Origin of the sequence: Streptomyces sp. NPDC127190, assembly GCF_042672505.1 — a bacterium.
Taxonomy (GTDB): Bacteria; Actinomycetota; Actinomycetes; order Streptomycetales; family Streptomycetaceae; genus Streptomyces.
In genome coordinates this window covers 156,822-172,618 of sequence record NZ_JBHXVE010000004.1, presented here as the reverse complement: position 1 = coordinate 172,618, position 15,797 = coordinate 156,822, and the positions used below count along the sequence as shown (strand labels likewise).

The 15,797-nt window shown below is 69.4% G+C and carries 18 protein-coding genes; 9 read left to right on the top strand and 9 right to left on the bottom strand.

The genetic code is table 11. The features are described 5' to 3' along the window. Positions 1 to 12: 12 nt before the first annotated feature. From ACFVIU_RS08930 to ACFVIU_RS08920, 3 genes are all read right to left on the bottom strand, one after another. Positions 13 to 1,044, bottom strand: coding sequence for an alanine racemase (locus tag ACFVIU_RS08930; protein WP_385841535.1), 1,032 nt, complete (start codon positions 1,042 to 1,044; stop codon positions 13 to 15). 81 nt (positions 1,045 to 1,125) lie between these two features. After that, positions 1,126 to 2,247, bottom strand: coding sequence for a peptidoglycan bridge formation glycyltransferase FemX (femX, locus tag ACFVIU_RS08925; protein WP_385841533.1), 1,122 nt, complete (start codon positions 2,245 to 2,247; stop codon positions 1,126 to 1,128). Positions 2,248 to 2,368: 121 nt separating this feature from the next. After that, entirely contained in the window at positions 2,369 to 2,683 is a 315-nt protein-coding gene (locus tag ACFVIU_RS08920) for a hypothetical protein (protein ID WP_385841532.1), read from the bottom strand. A gap of 273 nt (positions 2,684 to 2,956) precedes the next feature. On the opposite strand from ACFVIU_RS08920, the gene rpsF reads away from it, so the two are divergent. The 4 genes from rpsF to rplI all read left to right on the top strand — a co-directional run bounded on the left by rpsF (position 2,957) and on the right by rplI (position 4,683). Next, entirely contained in the window at positions 2,957 to 3,247 is a 291-nt protein-coding gene (gene rpsF / locus ACFVIU_RS08915; RefSeq protein ID WP_014673750.1) for a 30S ribosomal protein S6, read from the top strand. A 74-nt stretch (positions 3,248 to 3,321) separates the two neighbouring features. Beyond that, entirely contained in the window at positions 3,322 to 3,903 is a 582-nt protein-coding gene (locus ACFVIU_RS08910) for a single-stranded DNA-binding protein (protein WP_385841530.1), read from the top strand. A 78-nt stretch (positions 3,904 to 3,981) separates the two neighbouring features. Further along, complete coding sequence (gene rpsR / locus ACFVIU_RS08905) at positions 3,982 to 4,218, top strand: 30S ribosomal protein S18 (RefSeq protein ID WP_003949403.1); 237 nt, start codon at positions 3,982 to 3,984, stop codon at positions 4,216 to 4,218. Between the two features lie 18 nt (positions 4,219 to 4,236). Further along, positions 4,237 to 4,683 carry a 50S ribosomal protein L9 gene (gene rplI, locus ACFVIU_RS08900; RefSeq protein ID WP_385841529.1) on the top strand — a complete coding sequence of 149 codons (447 nt, stop codon included), beginning with the start codon at positions 4,237 to 4,239 and terminating at the stop codon, positions 4,681 to 4,683. 82 nt (positions 4,684 to 4,765) lie between these two features. Here rplI and ACFVIU_RS08895 read toward each other — a convergent pair whose 3' ends face one another. Beyond that, positions 4,766 to 6,103, bottom strand: a complete 1,338-nt coding sequence (locus tag ACFVIU_RS08895) for an MATE family efflux transporter (protein WP_385841528.1) — start codon at positions 6,101 to 6,103, stop codon at positions 4,766 to 4,768. 483 nt (positions 6,104 to 6,586) lie between these two features. On the opposite strand from ACFVIU_RS08895, the gene dnaB reads away from it, so the two are divergent. Together dnaB and ACFVIU_RS08885 are read left to right on the top strand one after the other, a co-directional pair. Then, positions 6,587 to 8,062: a replicative DNA helicase gene (gene dnaB / locus ACFVIU_RS08890; protein WP_385841527.1), complete on the top strand. Its 1,476-nt coding sequence runs from the start codon at positions 6,587 to 6,589 to the stop codon at positions 8,060 to 8,062. 74 nt (positions 8,063 to 8,136) lie between these two features. Then, a complete protein-coding gene (locus ACFVIU_RS08885; RefSeq protein WP_385841525.1) occupies positions 8,137 to 9,522 on the top strand; it encodes a serine hydrolase domain-containing protein in 1,386 nt (461 codons plus the stop codon). A 60-nt stretch (positions 9,523 to 9,582) separates the two neighbouring features. Here ACFVIU_RS08885 and ACFVIU_RS08880 read toward each other — a convergent pair whose 3' ends face one another. Next, positions 9,583 to 10,035 carry a GNAT family N-acetyltransferase gene (locus tag ACFVIU_RS08880; protein ID WP_385841524.1) on the bottom strand — a complete coding sequence of 151 codons (453 nt, stop codon included), beginning with the start codon at positions 10,033 to 10,035 and terminating at the stop codon, positions 9,583 to 9,585. Positions 10,036 to 10,044: 9 nt separating this feature from the next. Continuing rightward, positions 10,045 to 10,503 carry a MarR family winged helix-turn-helix transcriptional regulator gene (locus ACFVIU_RS08875; protein ID WP_385841523.1) on the bottom strand — a complete coding sequence of 153 codons (459 nt, stop codon included), beginning with the start codon at positions 10,501 to 10,503 and terminating at the stop codon, positions 10,045 to 10,047. A 144-nt stretch (positions 10,504 to 10,647) separates the two neighbouring features. Between ACFVIU_RS08875 and ACFVIU_RS08870 the strand changes: the two genes are divergently transcribed. Both ACFVIU_RS08870 and ACFVIU_RS08865 read left to right on the top strand, forming a co-directional pair. Further along, positions 10,648 to 11,856: an MFS transporter gene (locus ACFVIU_RS08870; RefSeq protein ID WP_385841522.1), complete on the top strand. Its 1,209-nt coding sequence runs from the start codon at positions 10,648 to 10,650 to the stop codon at positions 11,854 to 11,856. 98 nt (positions 11,857 to 11,954) lie between these two features. After that, positions 11,955 to 12,374, top strand: coding sequence for a heme-binding protein (locus ACFVIU_RS08865; protein WP_385841521.1), 420 nt, complete (start codon positions 11,955 to 11,957; stop codon positions 12,372 to 12,374). Positions 12,375 to 12,444: 70 nt separating this feature from the next. On the opposite strand, the gene ACFVIU_RS08860 is transcribed toward ACFVIU_RS08865, so the two are convergent. Beyond that, positions 12,445 to 13,311: a GNAT family N-acetyltransferase gene (locus tag ACFVIU_RS08860; protein ID WP_385841519.1), complete on the bottom strand. Its 867-nt coding sequence runs from the start codon at positions 13,309 to 13,311 to the stop codon at positions 12,445 to 12,447. Positions 13,312 to 13,449: 138 nt separating this feature from the next. Here ACFVIU_RS08860 and ACFVIU_RS08855 point away from each other — a divergent pair, with 138 nt between their 5' ends. Further along, positions 13,450 to 14,082 carry an HAD family hydrolase gene (locus ACFVIU_RS08855; RefSeq protein ID WP_385841518.1) on the top strand — a complete coding sequence of 211 codons (633 nt, stop codon included), beginning with the start codon at positions 13,450 to 13,452 and terminating at the stop codon, positions 14,080 to 14,082. A 76-nt stretch (positions 14,083 to 14,158) separates the two neighbouring features. Here the strand turns inward: ACFVIU_RS08855 and ACFVIU_RS08850 are convergent, their stop codons facing one another. After that, a complete protein-coding gene (locus ACFVIU_RS08850) occupies positions 14,159 to 14,641 on the bottom strand; it encodes an NUDIX domain-containing protein (RefSeq protein WP_385841517.1) in 483 nt (160 codons plus the stop codon). 86 nt (positions 14,642 to 14,727) lie between these two features. Then, positions 14,728 to 15,633, bottom strand: a complete 906-nt coding sequence (locus tag ACFVIU_RS08845; protein ID WP_385841516.1) for a LysR family transcriptional regulator — start codon at positions 15,631 to 15,633, stop codon at positions 14,728 to 14,730. Between the last annotated feature and the right edge of the window lie 164 nt (positions 15,634 to 15,797).

Genomic DNA, 15,797 nt, shown 5'->3' with positions numbered 1-15,797 from the left:
CCGGAAGGGGGGTCAGTTGTCCACGAGACGGTCGAACTGCGTGGTGGTGTGCCGCAGGTGGGCCACCAGTTCGTCACCGACCTTCGGCTCCGGCGCGTCCGACGGCACGAACAGGATCGACACCTGCATGTGCGGCGGCTCGGCGAACCAGCGCTGCTTGCCGCCCCAGACGAACGGAGAAAGGTTCCGGTTGACCGTGGCCAGGCCGGCCCGGGCGACGCCCTTGGCGCGCGGCATGACGCCGTGCAGGGCCTTCGGGGCCTCCAGGCCCACCCCGTGCGACGTGCCGCCCGCCACGACCACCAGGAAGCCGTCGGAGGCCGCCTTCTGCTGCCGGTAGCCGAACCGGTCGCCCTTGGAGACACGGGTGACGTCCAGGACGGCGCCGCGGTACTGGGTGGCCTCGTGGTCCCCCAGCCACAGCCGGGTGCCGATCCGGGCGCGGAACCGGGTCTGCGGGAACTGCTGCTGGAGCCGGATGAGTTCGTCCGCCTTGAGGTGGCTGACGAACATCGTGTGCAGCGGCAGCCGGGCCGCGCGCAGCCGGTCCATCCAGCCGATGACCTCCTCGACGGCGTCCGAACCGTCGGTGCGGTCCAGCGGCAGGTGGATCGCGAAACCCTCCAGGCGGACGTTCTCTATGGCCTGGTGCAGCTGCGGCAGCTCCTGCTCGCTGATGCCGTGCCGCTTCATCGAGGACATCACCTCGATGACCACGCGGGCGCCGACGAGGCCGTACACGCCGTCGACCGACGACACCGAGCGCACCACCCGGTCGGGCAGCGGCACGGGCTCCTCGCCGCGCCGGTACGGCGTCAGCACCAGCAGGTCGCCACCGTAGAAGTCCTTGATGCGCGCGGCCTCGTAGGTCGTGCCCACGGCGAGGAGGTCCGTCCCGAGCCGGGTGGCCTCCTCCGCCAGCCGTTCGTGTCCGAAGCCGTAGCCGTTGCCCTTGCAGACCGGGACGAGCCCCGGGAACTGCTCCTGCACGTGCTTGTGGTGCGCCCGCCAGCGCGCGGTGTCGACGTAAAGCGTGAGCGCCATGGCCGGACCAGGACCTTTCTCGTGGCTGCGGTGGATCGAAGGGGTGCGAACTGTGAGGCTATGGAATCAAACGGCCGCGGCTCAGCGGCGCGACATGTAGATGTCCAGCGCCTTGTGGAGCAGCTTGTTCAGCGGGAAGTCCCACTCGCCGAGGTACTCGGCGGCCTGCCCGCCCGTGCCGACCTTGAACTGGATCAGGCCGAACAGGTGGTCCGTCTCGTCCAGTGAGTCGGAGATGCCGCGCAGGTCGTACACGGTGGCGCCCATCGCGTAGGCGTCGCGCAGCATCCGCCACTGCATGGCGTTCGACGGCCGGACCTCGCGGCCGATGTTGTCGGAGGCGCCGTAGGAGTACCAGACGTGCCCGCCGACGATCAGCATCGTCGCGGCCGAGAGGTTCACGCCGTTGTGCCGCGCGAAGTACAGCCGCATCCGGTTGGGGTCCTCGGTGTTGAGGGCCGTCCACATGCGCTGGAAGTACGACAGCGGGCGGGGCCGGAAGTGGTCGCGCACGGCCGTGATCTCGTACAGCCGCTGCCACTCGGCGAGGTCCTGGTAGCCGCCCTGGACGACCTCCACGCCGGCCTTCTCGGCCTTCTTGATGTTGCGGCGCCACAGCTGGTTGAAGTTCTTGTGGACCTCTTCCAGGGACCGGTTCGCGAGCGGCACCTGGTAGACGTAGCGCGGCTGGACGTCGCCGAAGCCGGCGCCGCCGTCCTCGCCCTGCTGCCAGCCCATGCGGCGCAGCTTGTCGGCCACCTCGAAGGCGCGCGGCTCGATGAAGTCGGCCTCCAGGTCGCGCAGGCGCTTCACGTCCTGGTCCTGGATGCCCTTCTTGATCGTCTCCGCGTTCCAGCGGCGGATGATCACCGGGGGGCCCATCTTCACGGAGAAGGCGCCCTGCTGCTTCAGGTGGGCCAGCATCGGCTGGATCCAGTCGTCCAGGTTCGGCGCGAACCAGTTGATGACCGGGCCCTCGGGGAGGTACGCGAGGTAACGCTTGATCTTGGGCAGCTGCCGGTAGAGGACCAGGCCCGCGCCGACCATCTCGCCGGTGCGGTCGTCGAACCAGCCGAGGTTCTCCGAGCGCCACTCCGCCTTCACATCAGCCCAGGCCGGAACCTGCATGTGGCTCGCCGACGGCAGGCTCTGGATGTATGCCAGATGCTGCTCGCGACTGATGGTCCTCAGGGTCAGGCTCATTCGGGGCGCTCCTCGGGCTGGTGTGTCCCCATGGGTACAGGGGCTCCGGCTCTCGCGCCGAAGCCTACTGCGCCGTGCGAGCGCCCCGACTGGGGCGTACGGGCCTTGGGGCCGGACGGGTTCAGCCGATGATCCCCCCGAAGAGCCCGCCGTGGGCCATGCCGATCAGGAAACCGACCCCCGAGGCACCGAGACCCAGGATCAGGAAGAAGCGCTCCCGCGTGGTCACCGAGATCCACTGTCCGTACGCGCCGATGCCGATTCCCACCAGGCCGGCCCATGAGGCGATCAGGTGGAGGCCGTGGAAGAAAGACGTGATGAAGGACAGCAGCCCGAGGACGAACGTGGCCGCCGTGAGGCTGTCCTCGAGCGGATGGGGCTTGCCGTCGGTGGCGAAGAGGGAGCCGGCGGTGTTGGGTCGCAATGCCTGGGTCATGGGCACCTCCTGCGGACAGCGGCGCACAGTAGCGCCGCACACACCCGATGTGTACAGAGTGACCGCCCCTGCCGCCGGATTTCAACCGGAAGCGGGTGTGCGGGTAGTCTGTACCGTCTGCACTGGTGTCTGCCCAGACCTGCCCAGGTCACACTGCGGGATCTCCCTGAGGGACCCCCATTGTCAGTGGCGGCCGATACCGTTGCGTACGCATCACAACCCTCCTGCCACGGAACGACCGTGGCCGCTGAGTCCAAAGGAGGTGGGTTCCACATGCGTCACTACGAGGTGATGGTCATCCTCGACCCCGATCTCGAGGAGCGTGCTGTCTCCCCGCTGATCGAGAACTTCCTGTCTGTCGTCCGTGACGGCGGCGGCAAGGTTGAGAAGGTCGACACCTGGGGCCGTCGTCGTCTCGCCTACGAGATCAAGAAGAAGCCCGAGGGCATCTACTCGGTCATCGACCTTCAGGCCGAGCCTGCGGTCGTCAAGGAGCTCGACCGCCAGATGAACCTGAACGAGTCGGTCCTCCGGACCAAGGTCCTCCGCCCCGAGACCCACTGAGCCTCTCGCTCAGCTGATCTCGGGATTCGAGTAGCACCAAGCAGCCAGCAGCAAACCCGCCGAGAGGTTCCCCCATGGCAGGCGAGACCGTCATCACGGTCATCGGCAATCTTGTCGACGACCCCGAGCTGCGCTTCACCCCTTCCGGTGCGGCGGTCGCGAAGTTTCGCGTCGCGTCCACTCCGCGCACCTTCGACCGTCAGACGAACGAGTGGAAGGACGGCGAGAGCCTGTTCCTGACCTGCTCGGTCTGGCGTCAGGCGGCGGAGAACGTCGCCGAGTCGCTCCAGCGAGGCATGCGCGTCATCGTGCAGGGCCGGCTGAAGCAGCGGTCCTACGAGGACCGTGAGGGCGTCAAGCGCACGGTCTACGAGCTGGACGTCGAGGAAGTCGGCCCCAGCCTGCGCAACGCCACGGCCAAGGTCACCAAGACCGCCGGTGGTGGCGCTCGCGGTGGCCAGGGCGGTTACGGCGGCGGTGGCCAGGGCGGCGGTCAGGGCGGCGGCTGGGGCGGCGGCCCCGGCGGCGGTCAGGGCGGTGCTCCGGCCGACGACCCCTGGGCGACCGGCGCTCCCGCCGGTGGCAACCAGGGCGGCGGCGGCTGGGGCGGCGGCTCCGGCGGCGGTGGCGGCTACTCGGACGAGCCCCCCTTCTAGGCCTTGGATCCGGTCCTGCGGGACCGGCCGGTCGAAGGCGGGCCCACCCCAACTTCTTGATCACACAGGAGAAACACCATGGCGAAGCCGCCTGTGCGCAAGCCGAAGAAGAAGGTCTGCGCGTTCTGCAAGGACAAGGTCACGTACGTGGACTACAAGGACACGAACATGCTGCGGAAGTTCATTTCCGACCGCGGCAAGATCCGTGCCCGCCGCGTGACCGGCAACTGCACCCAGCACCAGCGTGATGTCGCCACGGCTGTGAAGAACAGCCGTGAGATGGCGCTGCTGCCCTACACCTCCACCGCGCGCTAAGGGAAGGGTGACCGACACATGAAGATCATCCTCACCCACGAGGTCACCGGCCTCGGTGCCGCGGGCGACGTCGTGGACGTCAAGGACGGCTACGCTCGCAACTACCTGATCCCGCGGAAGTTCGCTATCCGCTGGACCAAGGGCGGCGAGAAGGACGTCGAGCAGATCCGTCGTGCTCGCAAGATCCACGAGATCCAGACCATCGAGCAGGCCAACCAGGTGAAGGCCCAGCTCGAGGGCGTCAAGGTCCGCCTGGCCGTCCGTGCCGGCGAGGCCGGCCGTCTCTTCGGTTCCGTCACCCAGGCCGACATCGCTTCCGCGATCAAGGCTGCCGGTGGCCCCGAGGTCGACAAGCGCCGCATCGAGGTCGGTTCGCCGATCAAGACCCTGGGCGCCCACGAGACGTCCGTGCGTCTGCACCCCGAGGTTGCCGCCAAGGTCAACATCGAGGTCGTCGCGGCCTGACCGCTGCGCTCGGTCTGAGCAGTGACGACAGGGGCCGCACCCTTCGGGGTGCGGCCCCTGTCGCATGTTTCACGTGAAACGGTCAGCGGGTGGCACCGGTGACGATCCAGCGGCCGGAGCGGCTGCGCAGCCACAGGGTCGCCATGCGGACGGCCATCATCAGGGTCATCGCCGCCCAGAGCGCGGTGAGACCGCCGCCGAGCGCCGGGACGAGCAGGGCCACCGGGGCGAACACGGCCAGGGTGAGAACCATCGCCCAGGCCAGATAGGGCCCATCGCCCGCGCCCATCAGAACGCCGTCCAGGACGAACACGATCCCGCAGACGGGCTGCGACAGGGCCACCATCAGAAGCGCGGGCAGCGCCGCCTCCCGGACCGCGGTGTCACTGGTGAACAGCGGGAGGAAGAGCGGCCGGGCCGTCACCACGAGCAGACCGAGGACGACACCGGTGGCGATGCCCCAGTGGACCATGCGCCGACAGGCCTCGCGGGCGCCCATGGCGTCGTCCGCCCCGAGATAGCGGCCGATGATGGCCTGACCCGCGATCGCTATCGCGTCGAGCGCGAAGGCCAGCAGGCTCCACAGGGACAGGATGATCTGGTGCGCGGCGATGTCCGCGTCTCCGAGGTGCGCCGCGACAGCGGTGGCGATCACGAGGATGGCCCGCAGTGACACGGTGCGGACCAGCAGTGGGACGCCGGCCTGGGCCGATGCCCGGATACCGGCGGCGTCCGGGCGGAGCGAGGCGCCGTGCCGACGTGCCCCCCGCACGACGACCAGCAGATAGACGGCCGCCATGCCGCACTGAGCGATGACCGTGCCCCAGGCCGACCCCGCGATGCCGAGGCCGGCGCCGTAGACGAGGCCCACGTTCAGTCCGGCGTTGGCGATGAAGCCGGCGATGGCGACGTAGAGCGGGGTCCGGGTGTCCTGGAGGCCGCGCAGGACACCGGTGGCGGCCAGGACCATGAGCATGGGCGGAATGCCGAGCGAGGAGATCCGCAGATAGGTCGTGGCGTACGGCGCCGAGGTCGGGGAGGCGCCGAGGAGGCCTACGATGCCGGGGGCCAGTGGCAGGACGACGGCGATGACGGCGGCGCCGAGGAGCAGTGCCAGCCAGATGCCGTCCATGCCCTGACGGAGGGCTGCCCGGAGATCACCGGCGCCGAGGCGGCGGGCCACCGCGGCCGTGGTGGCGTAGGCGAGGAAGACGAAGACGCTCACGGCGGTGGTGAGCAGGGCCGAGGCGACACCGAGGCCGGCGAGCTGAGCGGTCCCGAGGTGGCCGACGATCGCGCTGTCGGCCATGACGAACAGCGGCTCGGCGACGAGGGCTCCGAAGGCAGGAACGGCCAGGGCGACTATTTCTCGGTCGTGCCGTCGCCGGGTGGCCTTGGGTATCGCGGGCGCCTGTGTCATGTGCACCAATCTAATCGTCCACAGGTAAGAGATGCAAAGGGATTGAGACCCTTACTTGAGGTCTCGGGCTGTGTCCTTTCGCGCACCGTTCGAAGCGAGGGTGGGCCGAGTGGGGAAGTTTTTCTTCTGCACAGCCGGTGGACGCTAAAGCCGCAGGTCAGCGTCGTCACCTAGGCGAGATCGAGGGCTTGTTCACAGCACTGTCCACCGGGTCGTGCACAGGTTACGGGCAGTTCTCCACAGCATCCGGGCCGTCGTCCACATGGCCTGTGGATAACCAGATTGGCTGACGGTGCCGACGGGCCTACCGTGGTCCGGCGCCCGCTCCCTTCCCCCGGCCCGGGAAGCACCGCTTCCACGGTCCGGGAACCAGCACAAAACCGACGTGCCACAAGTGGAGTTGGGCATCTCGATTTGTCAGTGTCGTGCCGTACAACTGAGGGCACGGCGAGGTCCGCCGTGCGGACGGGAGGAGGTCGCTCGGTGAGCATTTCCGAGCCCCTGGACGATCCGTGGGCCGACAGCGGACCCAGTGATCGTCTGCCTGCCCGTCGGCGCGCTGACGGCGGCCGGGGTCGTGACGAACAGCATGACCGGGGCCGGGAGAACGGGGACTGGGACTCCGGGGGCTCGTCCTTCGAGCGCGTTCCCCCGCAGGACCTGGACGCGGAACAGTCCGTGCTGGGCGGCATGCTGCTGTCCAAGGACGCGATCGCCGACGTCGTGGAGATCCTCAAGGGCCACGACTTCTACAAGCCCGCGCACGAGACGATCTACCAGGCCATCCTGGACGTCTACGCCAAGGGCGAGCCGGCCGACCCCATCACCATCGCCGCGGAGCTGACCAAGCGCGGTGAGATCAACAAGGTCGGCGGCGCCGCGTATCTGCACACCCTCGTGCAAACCGTGCCGACGGCGGCCAACGCCGAGTACTACGCCGAAATCGTCCACGAGCGCGCCGTGCTGCGCCGTCTGGTCGAAGCCGGCACACGCATCACGCAGATGGGATACGCGGCCGACGGAGACGTGGACGAGATCGTCAACCGCGCCCAGGCGGAGATCTACGCCGTCACCGAGCAGCGCACCAGCGAGGACTACCTGCCGCTCGGCGACATCATGGAAGGCGCCCTCGACGAGATCGAGGCGATCGGCTCGCGCAGCGGCGAGATGACGGGCGTGCCCACCGGCTTCACCGACTTCGACTCACTGACGAACGGCCTGCACCCGGGACAGATGATCGTCATCGCGGCCCGTCCGGCCATGGGTAAGTCGACCCTCGCACTGGACTTCGCGCGAGCAGCCGCGATCAAGAACAACCTGCCCAGCGTCATCTTCTCCCTCGAAATGGGCCGCAACGAGATCGCGATGCGTCTGCTGTCCGCCGAGGCGCGGGTGGCCCTGCACCACATGCGGTCCGGCACGATGACCGACGAGGACTGGACGCGGCTCGCCCGCCGGATGCCGGACGTCTCGGCCGCCCCCCTCTACATCGACGACTCCCCGAACCTGTCGATGATGGAGATCCGCGCCAAGTGCCGGCGCCTGAAGCAGCGCAACGACCTGAAGCTCGTCGTCATCGACTACCTCCAGCTGATGCAGTCCGGCGGCTCCAAGCGCGCCGAGTCCCGTCAGCAGGAGGTCTCGGACATGTCCCGTAACCTCAAGCTGCTCGCCAAGGAGCTGGAGATCCCGGTCATCGCGCTGTCGCAGCTGAACCGTGGCCCGGAGCAGCGCACCGACAAGAAGCCGATGGTCTCCGACCTGCGTGAGTCCGGCTCCATCGAGCAGGACGCCGACATGGTCATCCTGCTGCACCGTGAGGACGCGTACGAGAAGGAGTCACCGCGCGCGGGCGAGGCCGACCTGATCGTGGCCAAGCACCGTAACGGCCCCACGGCCACCATCACGGTCGCCTTCCAGGGCCACTACTCCCGTTTCGTGGACATGGCCCAGACCTGATCCGCAGGGCGCGGTGGAGCTGCGTCCGGGTGGTGGATTCGACGGTTGTCCCGTCAACCGGTGGACTTGGCCGCATGACGACATCTCAGGAACTGTTGCTGCCGGGTACGCGGCGTGCCCTGCTGCACCGGATCGCCGTCGCCCAGTCCGAAGGGCGGGCGCCCTCGCTGGTCGCCGCGGTGGTGCGGGGCGGACAGGCCGTGTGGCACGGGGCGCGGAGCTCGGTGGACGGCCAGGCTCCGGACGAGGACGTGCAGTACAGGATCGGTTCCATCACCAAGACCTTCACCGCCGTCCTCGTGCTGCGGCTGCGTGACGAGGGGGTGCTCGGCCTCGGGGACCCGCTGGAGCAGCATCTGCCGGGTACCGGTGTGGGGGAGGCGACGATCGCCGAACTCCTCGCACACACCGCCGGTCTGGCGGCCGAGTCGCCCGCGCCGTGGTGGGAGCGGACCCCGGGTTCGCTGCGGCCCGAGCTGAGCGATGTGCTCGGTGAGCAGCCGCTGGTCCATCCGGTGGGTCTTCGGCACCACTACTCCAACACCGGCTACACCCTGCTCGGTGCGCTGGTGGAGAAACTGCGCGGCGCGCCCTGGGAGGAGGTGCTGCGCGGCGAGGTGCTGGAACCGCTCGGCCTGCACCGTACGAGCGCGCAGCCACAGGCTCCGCACGCGGATGGATGGGCCGTGCATCCCTGGGCCGACGCCCTGCTGCCCGAGCCGCTGGAGGATCTCGGCCGGATGGCACCGGCGGGTCAACTGTGGTCGACCACGGGGGACCTGGCGCGGTTCGCCGCCTTCCTGGCTCGGGGGGACGACCGTGTGCTCAGCGCGGCATCGGTCCAGGCGATGCGTACACCGGCGGCGCCGGCCGAGCCGGTGGACCTGATGGACGGGGCCACCTACGGCCTCGGTATGCAGATCCAGCTTCGCGACGGCAGGCTGCTCGTCGGCCACTCGGGCTCGCTGCCGGGCTTTCTGGCGAACCTCACCATCAGCACGGAGGACGATGTCGCCGCGGTGGTGCTCGCCAACTGCACCAGCGGACCGCTGCTCGGGGGCGTGGGAGCCGACCTCGTACGGATCGTCGCCGAGGCGGAACCCCGGATCCCCGAGCCCTGGCGGCCGCTGCGCGTGGTCGATCCGGCGGTTCTGGAACTGGCGGGGCAGTGGTACTGGGGGACCAACGCCTTCGGGCTGCGCGTGACGTCCGACGGTCTGCTCGTGCTGGGCCCGCTGAGCGGTGGTGGCCGGCGCTCCCGTCTGCGAGCGAACGGAGACGGCACCTGGACCGGGCTGGAGGGGTACTGGGCCGGTGAGCTGCTGAGACCGGTACGGCGCTCCGACGGCACGGTGAGCCATTTCGATCTTGGCTCGTTTGTGTTCACTCGGCAGCCGTACGACCCGGAGGCCGCGGTGCCCGGCGGGGTGGACCCGGAGGGGTGGCGGGGGATCGGCTGAGGGATGAGCCGGGGGTGTGTTTCACGTGAAACGCACCCCGCCGTGTGGGCGTCCGGCCCTTCAGAGCTGGAACTTGAATCCCTCGTGGGAGGCGGTGAACCCGAGCCGCTCGTAGAAGCGGTGGGCGTCGGGGCGGGTCTTGTCCGAGGTCAGCTGCACCATCTGGCAGTTCAGCCGGCGGGCCGTGTCGACCGCCCACTCGATGAGCCGGCTGCCCAGTCCGCTGCCCCGTTCGTCGGCGTGGATGCGCACGGCCTCGATGAGCGCCCGGGTCGCTCCCTTGCGGGAGAGGCCGGGGATGATCGTGAGCTGGAGGGTCCCGATCACCCCGTCTGCGCGCACAGCGACGACGAGGTGCTGGTTCGGGTCCGCCTCCAGGCGCTGCCAGGCGGCCTGGTACGGGGTCAGGTCGCCTGGCGACTCGCGCTGGGCGCCCAGGGGATCGTCGGCGAGCAGCGCGACGATGGCCGGGAGGTCCTCGGCGGTCGCATCGCGTATCTCAAGATCGTCCATGGCCGCAGCCTATGCGGATACGTCGAGGGACTCCACGACGCGTACCAGCGGGGCCAGTTCAGGGTTCTGGGACGCCTGGTCGAGGGCTTCGCGGAGGGCGGCGTCATTGGTGGGCCGGGCCTCCTCCAGCAACCGCAGACCGGACTCGGTCACGTTGGTGTAGATACCGCGCCGGTCGGTGGGGCACAGGTAGCGCTCCAGCAGCCCGCGGTCCTCCAGGCGGGTCACCAGGCGGGTGGTGGCGCTCTGGCTGAGGACGACCGCGTCGGCGACCTGCTTCATCTGTAGATGTCCGCCTTCGCCGTCGTGCTGCCGGCTGAGCACGTCCAGCAGGGAGTACTCGCGCACGCTCAGGTCGTGCCGGGTCTGGAGGGCGCGCTCGATGTGCGCCTCGATCCGTCCGTGCAGCGCAGAGAGGGCGCACCAGCCCTGGGCGAGGGCGGTGAGCGCGGGGTCCGTCGCTGTCATGGGTCCTCTTCCTCCGTCCAGGAGCGGCTGTCTCCAGGGTAGGGCACCCCTGCAATAGTCATCGCTTGCAAGTATCCCGCGTCTGCAACTATTGTGGACGCACGCAAAGCGCTCCTGCAATCGTTTGGGAAGGTGTACCCCTCCATGCCTCTCGCGCTTCTGGCCCTCGCGATCGGGGCCTTCGGAATCGGCACGACCGAGTTCGTGATCATGGGTCTGCTGCCCGAGGTCGCGGGTGACTTCGGGGTGTCCATCCCCACGGCGGGCCTGCTCGTCACCGGCTATGCGCTCGGGGTGGTGATCGGCGCTCCGCTGATGACCGTCCTCGGGACGAAGGTGCCGCGCAAGCGGATGCTGATGCTGCTGATGGGCCTCTTCATCGCCGGCAACCTGATCTCGGCGGTGGCCCCGGTCTTCGCGGTGATGCTGATCGGCCGAGTGGTCGCCTCCCTCGCCCACGGAGCCTTCTTCGGCATCGGCTCGGTCGTCGCCGCCGGTCTGGTGGCCCCCGACAAGAAGGCCGGCGCCATCGCCATGATGTTCACCGGACTCACCGTCGCCAACGTCGTCGGCGTCCCGCTGGGCACGCTCATCGGGCAGCACGTCGGCTGGCGCGTCACCTTCGGCATCGTCGCGGCCCTCGGCGTCGTCGGGCTCGCCGGCATCGCGCGGCTGGTACCGGAGCTGCCGCGGCCCGCGGGCGTGCATCTCCGGCATGAACTGGCCGCCTTCAAGAACACCCAGGTTCTGCTCGCCATGGCGATGACGGTCCTCGGCTTCGGCGGTGTGTTCGCCGCCATCACCTACATCGCGCCGATGATGACCCACATCGCCGGTTTCGCCGACGGCTCGGTCACCTGGCTGCTGGTCCTGTTCGGCCTCGGCATGGTCGGCGGCAACCTCGTCGGCGGCAGGTTCGCCGACCGCGCCCTCATGCCGATGCTGTACGTCTCCCTGGGCGCGCTCGCCCTCGTCCTGGCGCTCTTCTCGCTCACGGCCCACAACAAGATCGCGGCCGCCGTGACCATCGCCCTGATCGGCGCACTGGGCTTCGCCACCGTCCCGCCGCTTCAGAAGCGCGTCCTCGACCAGGCGCACGGTGCCCCGACGCTCGCATCGGCCGTGAACATCGGCGCCTTCAACCTCGGCAACGCCCTGTCCGCCTGGCTCGGCGGCCTGGTGATCGCGGCCGGCTACGGCTACACCGCCCCCAACTGGGTCGGCGCCGTGCTCGCCGCGGGCGCCCTGGTCCTCGCCGTCCTGTCCGCGGCCCTGGAACGCCGTGACAGCGCCCGCAGCGCCGTGGTCGCCTCCGGGGCGCCCACCGGGCAGCGGACCCCCGTGCACCACTGAGCCGCCGCAACACCACCCCTCCCCCCACCAGCCACGTACCGGGACCGCGGCCCCGGTACGCCGGCGCCCACCCTCAGCACCCCCGAGGAGACATCCCCATGTCCACCACCGCCGTAGCCCCGATCACCGTCGAGGACGCCGAGCTGCTCGTCACCACCGCGCGCCGAGCGGCCGAGGAGGCCGGAGCCACCGTCAGCGTCACTGTCCTCGATGCCGGCGGCCACCTGCTCGCCTTCCGCCGGGACGACCGAGCCGTGCTGATCTCCGGCGAGACCAGCACCCGCAAGGCCTACACCGCGCTCCAGCTGGATGCCCCCACCGCCGACCTGGTCGACGCCGTCCAGCCGGGCGGTCTCTTCCACACCCTGCCCACGGCGCTCGACCGGCCGCTGCTCTTCATCGCAGGCGGTGTCCCCGTCCACCGTGACGGCCGGCTGATCGGCTCGATCGGCGTCGGCGGCGGCACGCCGGAGCAGGACCACGCCTTCGCCACCGCTGCCGTACGCGCACTCGGCTGAGCACCGGCCCGGACAACGCCACGCCGGCCCCGGCTCTCGAATCCGGGGCCGGCGTTCGCCGTACCGGGACTCAGCCCGCGGCCACCGTCAGCGGCGCGAAGCGCCGGGTCCAGTCCCCCGGGAGCTCCGCGATGCCGTACGTCATCACCGCGTTGAAGGCCACCGGCGCCAGCCCCCGGGCCTTCGCCCAGGTCAGCAGCGACTGGTGGCGTACGTCGATATCGGTGCGCAGCGGGCGGTCCGTCCCTGCCGCAAGCGAGGCGATGAGAGCCTTCGCGACTTCTGTGTCACGGGCGATCAGCGGGCCGACGACATGGGTGTGCATATTGGGCCACACGGCGCCGTAGCCGATGATCCGTCCGTTCTCCTCGGCCACCCGCAGCTGGTCGGCGAAGGCAGGCAGCCGGGTGATGAGAGGGGTTCGATCGACGCCGAACACCTCCTCGTCGAGCCGCAGGACCGAGGGAAGATCCTCAGCGGTCGCGGGGCGTGTCATGACGGCCGGTTCGGCTCCGCCGGGGACGAAGCGGCCCATCAGCATCTCCGCCCGGCCCGTCTGCTTGAAGCCCAGCTCCTCGTAGAGAGGCTGACCGTTCGGCGTGGCGTGCAGGGTGAGCGGGGTGGTCCCCATCGACTCCAGGACATGCCGCATCAGACGGCGTCCGACGCCCTGACGGGCATGCCGCTCGGCCACCAGCACCATGCCGATGGCGCCGAGGTCGGTGCGCTCCCATGAGCCGTACTCCGTGACGACGCAGGCGGCGACGAGACCACCCTCGGGGTCATCGATGCCGTAGCCCTTTCCGGCCGTGAGGAGGAAGCCCCACTTGTGTTCCTCGCGTGGCCACCCCCGATCTTCGGACAGGTCGGCGCAGGCGGCGCGATCGCGAAGGGTCAGACGTCGGATGGGCAGTGCGGCGAGGGAAGGAGTTGGCACGCACGTCAGGCTGACCGACCAGCACCCCTGGCGTCCACCCGTTTCGATACAGACACACGTGCTTTTGGTCATGCCGTCGCCGCGTGGACAGCTCGGAGTGTTTCACGTGAAACATCGGCAGGCGTTTAGCCTCGGCCCATGGCGAGACTGCATCTGTTCGATCTGGACGGCACGTTGCTGCACGGCACCACCGCACCACTGGAGATTTCCCGGCAGTTGGGCCGGGAGGCGGAGACGGTCGCGTTGGAGCGGGCGATCTCGCAAGGGCGGATCGGTCCGCCCGAGTACGCCCTGCGCGTGTACGAGCTGTGGGCCGAGCTGACCGAGGCGCATGTCAGCGCTGCGTTCCAGGGGGCGCCCTGGCTTGCCCGGATCCGAGAGGTCTGGGCCGATATCCGGCGAGTGGGCGACTACTGCGCCGTGGTGTCTCTCTCGCCCTCCTTCTTCGTGGAGCGGCTGCTCGGCTGGGGTGCGCATGCGGCCCATGGGTCCCGTTTCCCGGCCGTACCGTTCGCCGAGCCGGTCGATCCGGCAGGGGTGATGAGCGCTGCGGCCAAGGTGACCATCGCGGACCGGCTCTGCGCGGAGTTCGGCGTGGCACGCGCGGACTGTGTGGCATACGGCGACTCGTCGTCGGACAAGGAACTGTTCGCTGTCGTCCCGGTCTCCGTCGCGGTCAACGCGGACGCGCACCTGGCCGGCCTCGCGACCCACTCCTACTCCGGCCGGGATCTGTGGGACGCCTATGAGCTGGTCGGCGCCGCGGGGTGAGCGAAGGCAGGGCCGGAGGGGCTGCCGCCCGCCGGTCGTCGGCCGAGCGCATTCCGTCGCCCTGGAAGAAGCCTCCCTATCCCAGGTCGGGTGCGTGCATGGCCCGTACCCCCTCGATGTTGCCGTCCAGGTAGTGGCGCAGCGACAGGGGGACGAGATGGACGGAGGCGATGCCGACGCGGGTGAACGGGACGCGGACGATCTCGTACTCGCCGGCCGGTTCCTCCACCTCGGGCCCATGACGCAGGGACGGGTCCATGGACTCCAGCCGGCAGACGAAGAAGTGCTGCACCTTCACGCCGGTCGCGCCGCCGTCCTCACCGATGTGCTCCACGGTGTCCACGAAACACGGGACCACGTCGGAGATCTTGGCGCCCAGCTCCTCGTACACCTCTCGGTGCAGGGCGTCCACGACGGTCGGGTCCCGGGATTCGACCCCGCCACCGGGGGTGACCCAGTAGGGATCGACGCCGGGCTTGGTTCGTTTGATCAGGATCAGGTCGTCACCGTCCAGAAGAACGGCACGGGCGGTGCGCTTGACCACGGGTCGGACGGTCATGGGAGAAATGTGGCCCGGCTGGTTCCACGTGAAACATCGCAAAGCGCCACCGTCCGAGCGCACCGCGTGCACCCGGAGTACCGGTGTCAACACCAGCCCGCGGCCGCCCGCAGCAGCCACTCGTGGGCGCGCGCGATCTGCGGCATGGCCAGTGTGCCGGTACGCACCACCAGGAAGTAGGTGCGCAGCGGCGGCACCGCCGGTTCGTGCAGGGCGGCGATCGTGCCGCGGGCGAGGGCCGGACCGCACAGATAGCGGGGCAGCACCGCAAGGCCGGCGCCTGCGGTCGCACAGGCGAGGACCGCCCGTAGATCGGGGACGATGACCGTGCCCGAGGAGGCCGGACGGGAGTCGAAGACGGAGGCCCAGTAGCGCGAGACGAAGGGCAGGGACTCGTGGACCTCGACGACGGGCAGATGCTCCAGCGCCGGTGCGCCCTTCAGCCGTAGCGCGTCCGGGTCGATCCGCTTGGCCCAGCGTGGGGCGGCGACCAGCACATGCTCCTCGTCGCAGAGCGCGGTGGCGGTGAGCAGGGCGCCCCGCGGCCGGGCCGTGGTGATGGCCAGGTCGTGATGCCCGGCGGCCAGGCCCTCCAGAGTTTCCTCAGCGGTGCCGAAGGAGGCTCGCAGCGCGAAACCCTGGCTGTCCTCGCCGGTCAGCTCCGTGAGGGCGGGTAGGGCACGCTCGGCGATGAACTCCGGCGGGCCGGCGAGATGCAGCGTCCGTAACGAGGACTCGTCGTCCAGGCCGCTTTCCGCTATCTCCACCAGGGCGTCCAGATGGGGCGCGGCCTTGTGCGCGAGTTCGTCACCGATGGTCGTCGGGGTCACTCCGCGCGCCTGGCGGAGGAAGAGCGGCTTGCCCAGCTGGTGTTCCAGGGAGCGGATCTGCGCGGTGACGGCGGGCTGGGACAGCCCGAGCAGGGCTGCGGCACGCGTGAAGGACCCGGCCCGGTGCACGGTGACGAACGTGCGCAGCAAGGCCAGATCCATGGCATGCCTCCCTGTCCCTGCCCTCCTCCGTCCAGGCAGGCATCAACTATAAATATGTCGATACGTCCCTGTCGCTAGCGTGATTGGACACTGACACTGAGTCAACTAGCCTTGGTCGCGCGGTTCTTCGCACACAGAACCGACGACGGTCCGAGCCACGAGGG

Excerpts from the sequence above, each read along its gene's own strand:
- rplI (WP_385841529.1), top strand. The coding sequence starts at position 4,237 with ATGAAGATCATCCTCACCCACGAGGTCACCGGCCTCGGTGCCGCGGGC.
- ACFVIU_RS08920 (WP_385841532.1), bottom strand. The coding sequence starts at position 2,683 with ATGACCCAGGCATTGCGACCCAACACCGCCGGCTCCCTCTTCGCCACC.
- ACFVIU_RS08895 (WP_385841528.1), bottom strand. The coding sequence starts at position 6,103 with ATGACACAGGCGCCCGCGATACCCAAGGCCACCCGGCGACGGCACGAC.
- rpsR (WP_003949403.1), top strand. The coding sequence starts at position 3,982 with ATGGCGAAGCCGCCTGTGCGCAAGCCGAAGAAGAAGGTCTGCGCGTTC.
- rpsF (WP_014673750.1), top strand. The coding sequence starts at position 2,957 with ATGCGTCACTACGAGGTGATGGTCATCCTCGACCCCGATCTCGAGGAG.
- ACFVIU_RS08885 (WP_385841525.1), top strand. The coding sequence starts at position 8,137 with ATGACGACATCTCAGGAACTGTTGCTGCCGGGTACGCGGCGTGCCCTG.
- ACFVIU_RS08850 (WP_385841517.1), bottom strand. The coding sequence starts at position 14,641 with ATGACCGTCCGACCCGTGGTCAAGCGCACCGCCCGTGCCGTTCTTCTG.
- ACFVIU_RS08865 (WP_385841521.1), top strand. The coding sequence starts at position 11,955 with ATGTCCACCACCGCCGTAGCCCCGATCACCGTCGAGGACGCCGAGCTG.
- ACFVIU_RS08930 (WP_385841535.1), bottom strand. The coding sequence starts at position 1,044 with ATGGCGCTCACGCTTTACGTCGACACCGCGCGCTGGCGGGCGCACCAC.
- femX (WP_385841533.1), bottom strand. The coding sequence starts at position 2,247 with ATGAGCCTGACCCTGAGGACCATCAGTCGCGAGCAGCATCTGGCATAC.
- ACFVIU_RS08875 (WP_385841523.1), bottom strand. The coding sequence starts at position 10,503 with ATGACAGCGACGGACCCCGCGCTCACCGCCCTCGCCCAGGGCTGGTGC.
- ACFVIU_RS08880 (WP_385841524.1), bottom strand. The coding sequence starts at position 10,035 with ATGGACGATCTTGAGATACGCGATGCGACCGCCGAGGACCTCCCGGCC.
- ACFVIU_RS08845 (WP_385841516.1), bottom strand. The coding sequence starts at position 15,633 with ATGGATCTGGCCTTGCTGCGCACGTTCGTCACCGTGCACCGGGCCGGG.
- ACFVIU_RS08870 (WP_385841522.1), top strand. The coding sequence starts at position 10,648 with ATGCCTCTCGCGCTTCTGGCCCTCGCGATCGGGGCCTTCGGAATCGGC.
- ACFVIU_RS08855 (WP_385841518.1), top strand. The coding sequence starts at position 13,450 with ATGGCGAGACTGCATCTGTTCGATCTGGACGGCACGTTGCTGCACGGC.
- ACFVIU_RS08910 (WP_385841530.1), top strand. The coding sequence starts at position 3,322 with ATGGCAGGCGAGACCGTCATCACGGTCATCGGCAATCTTGTCGACGAC.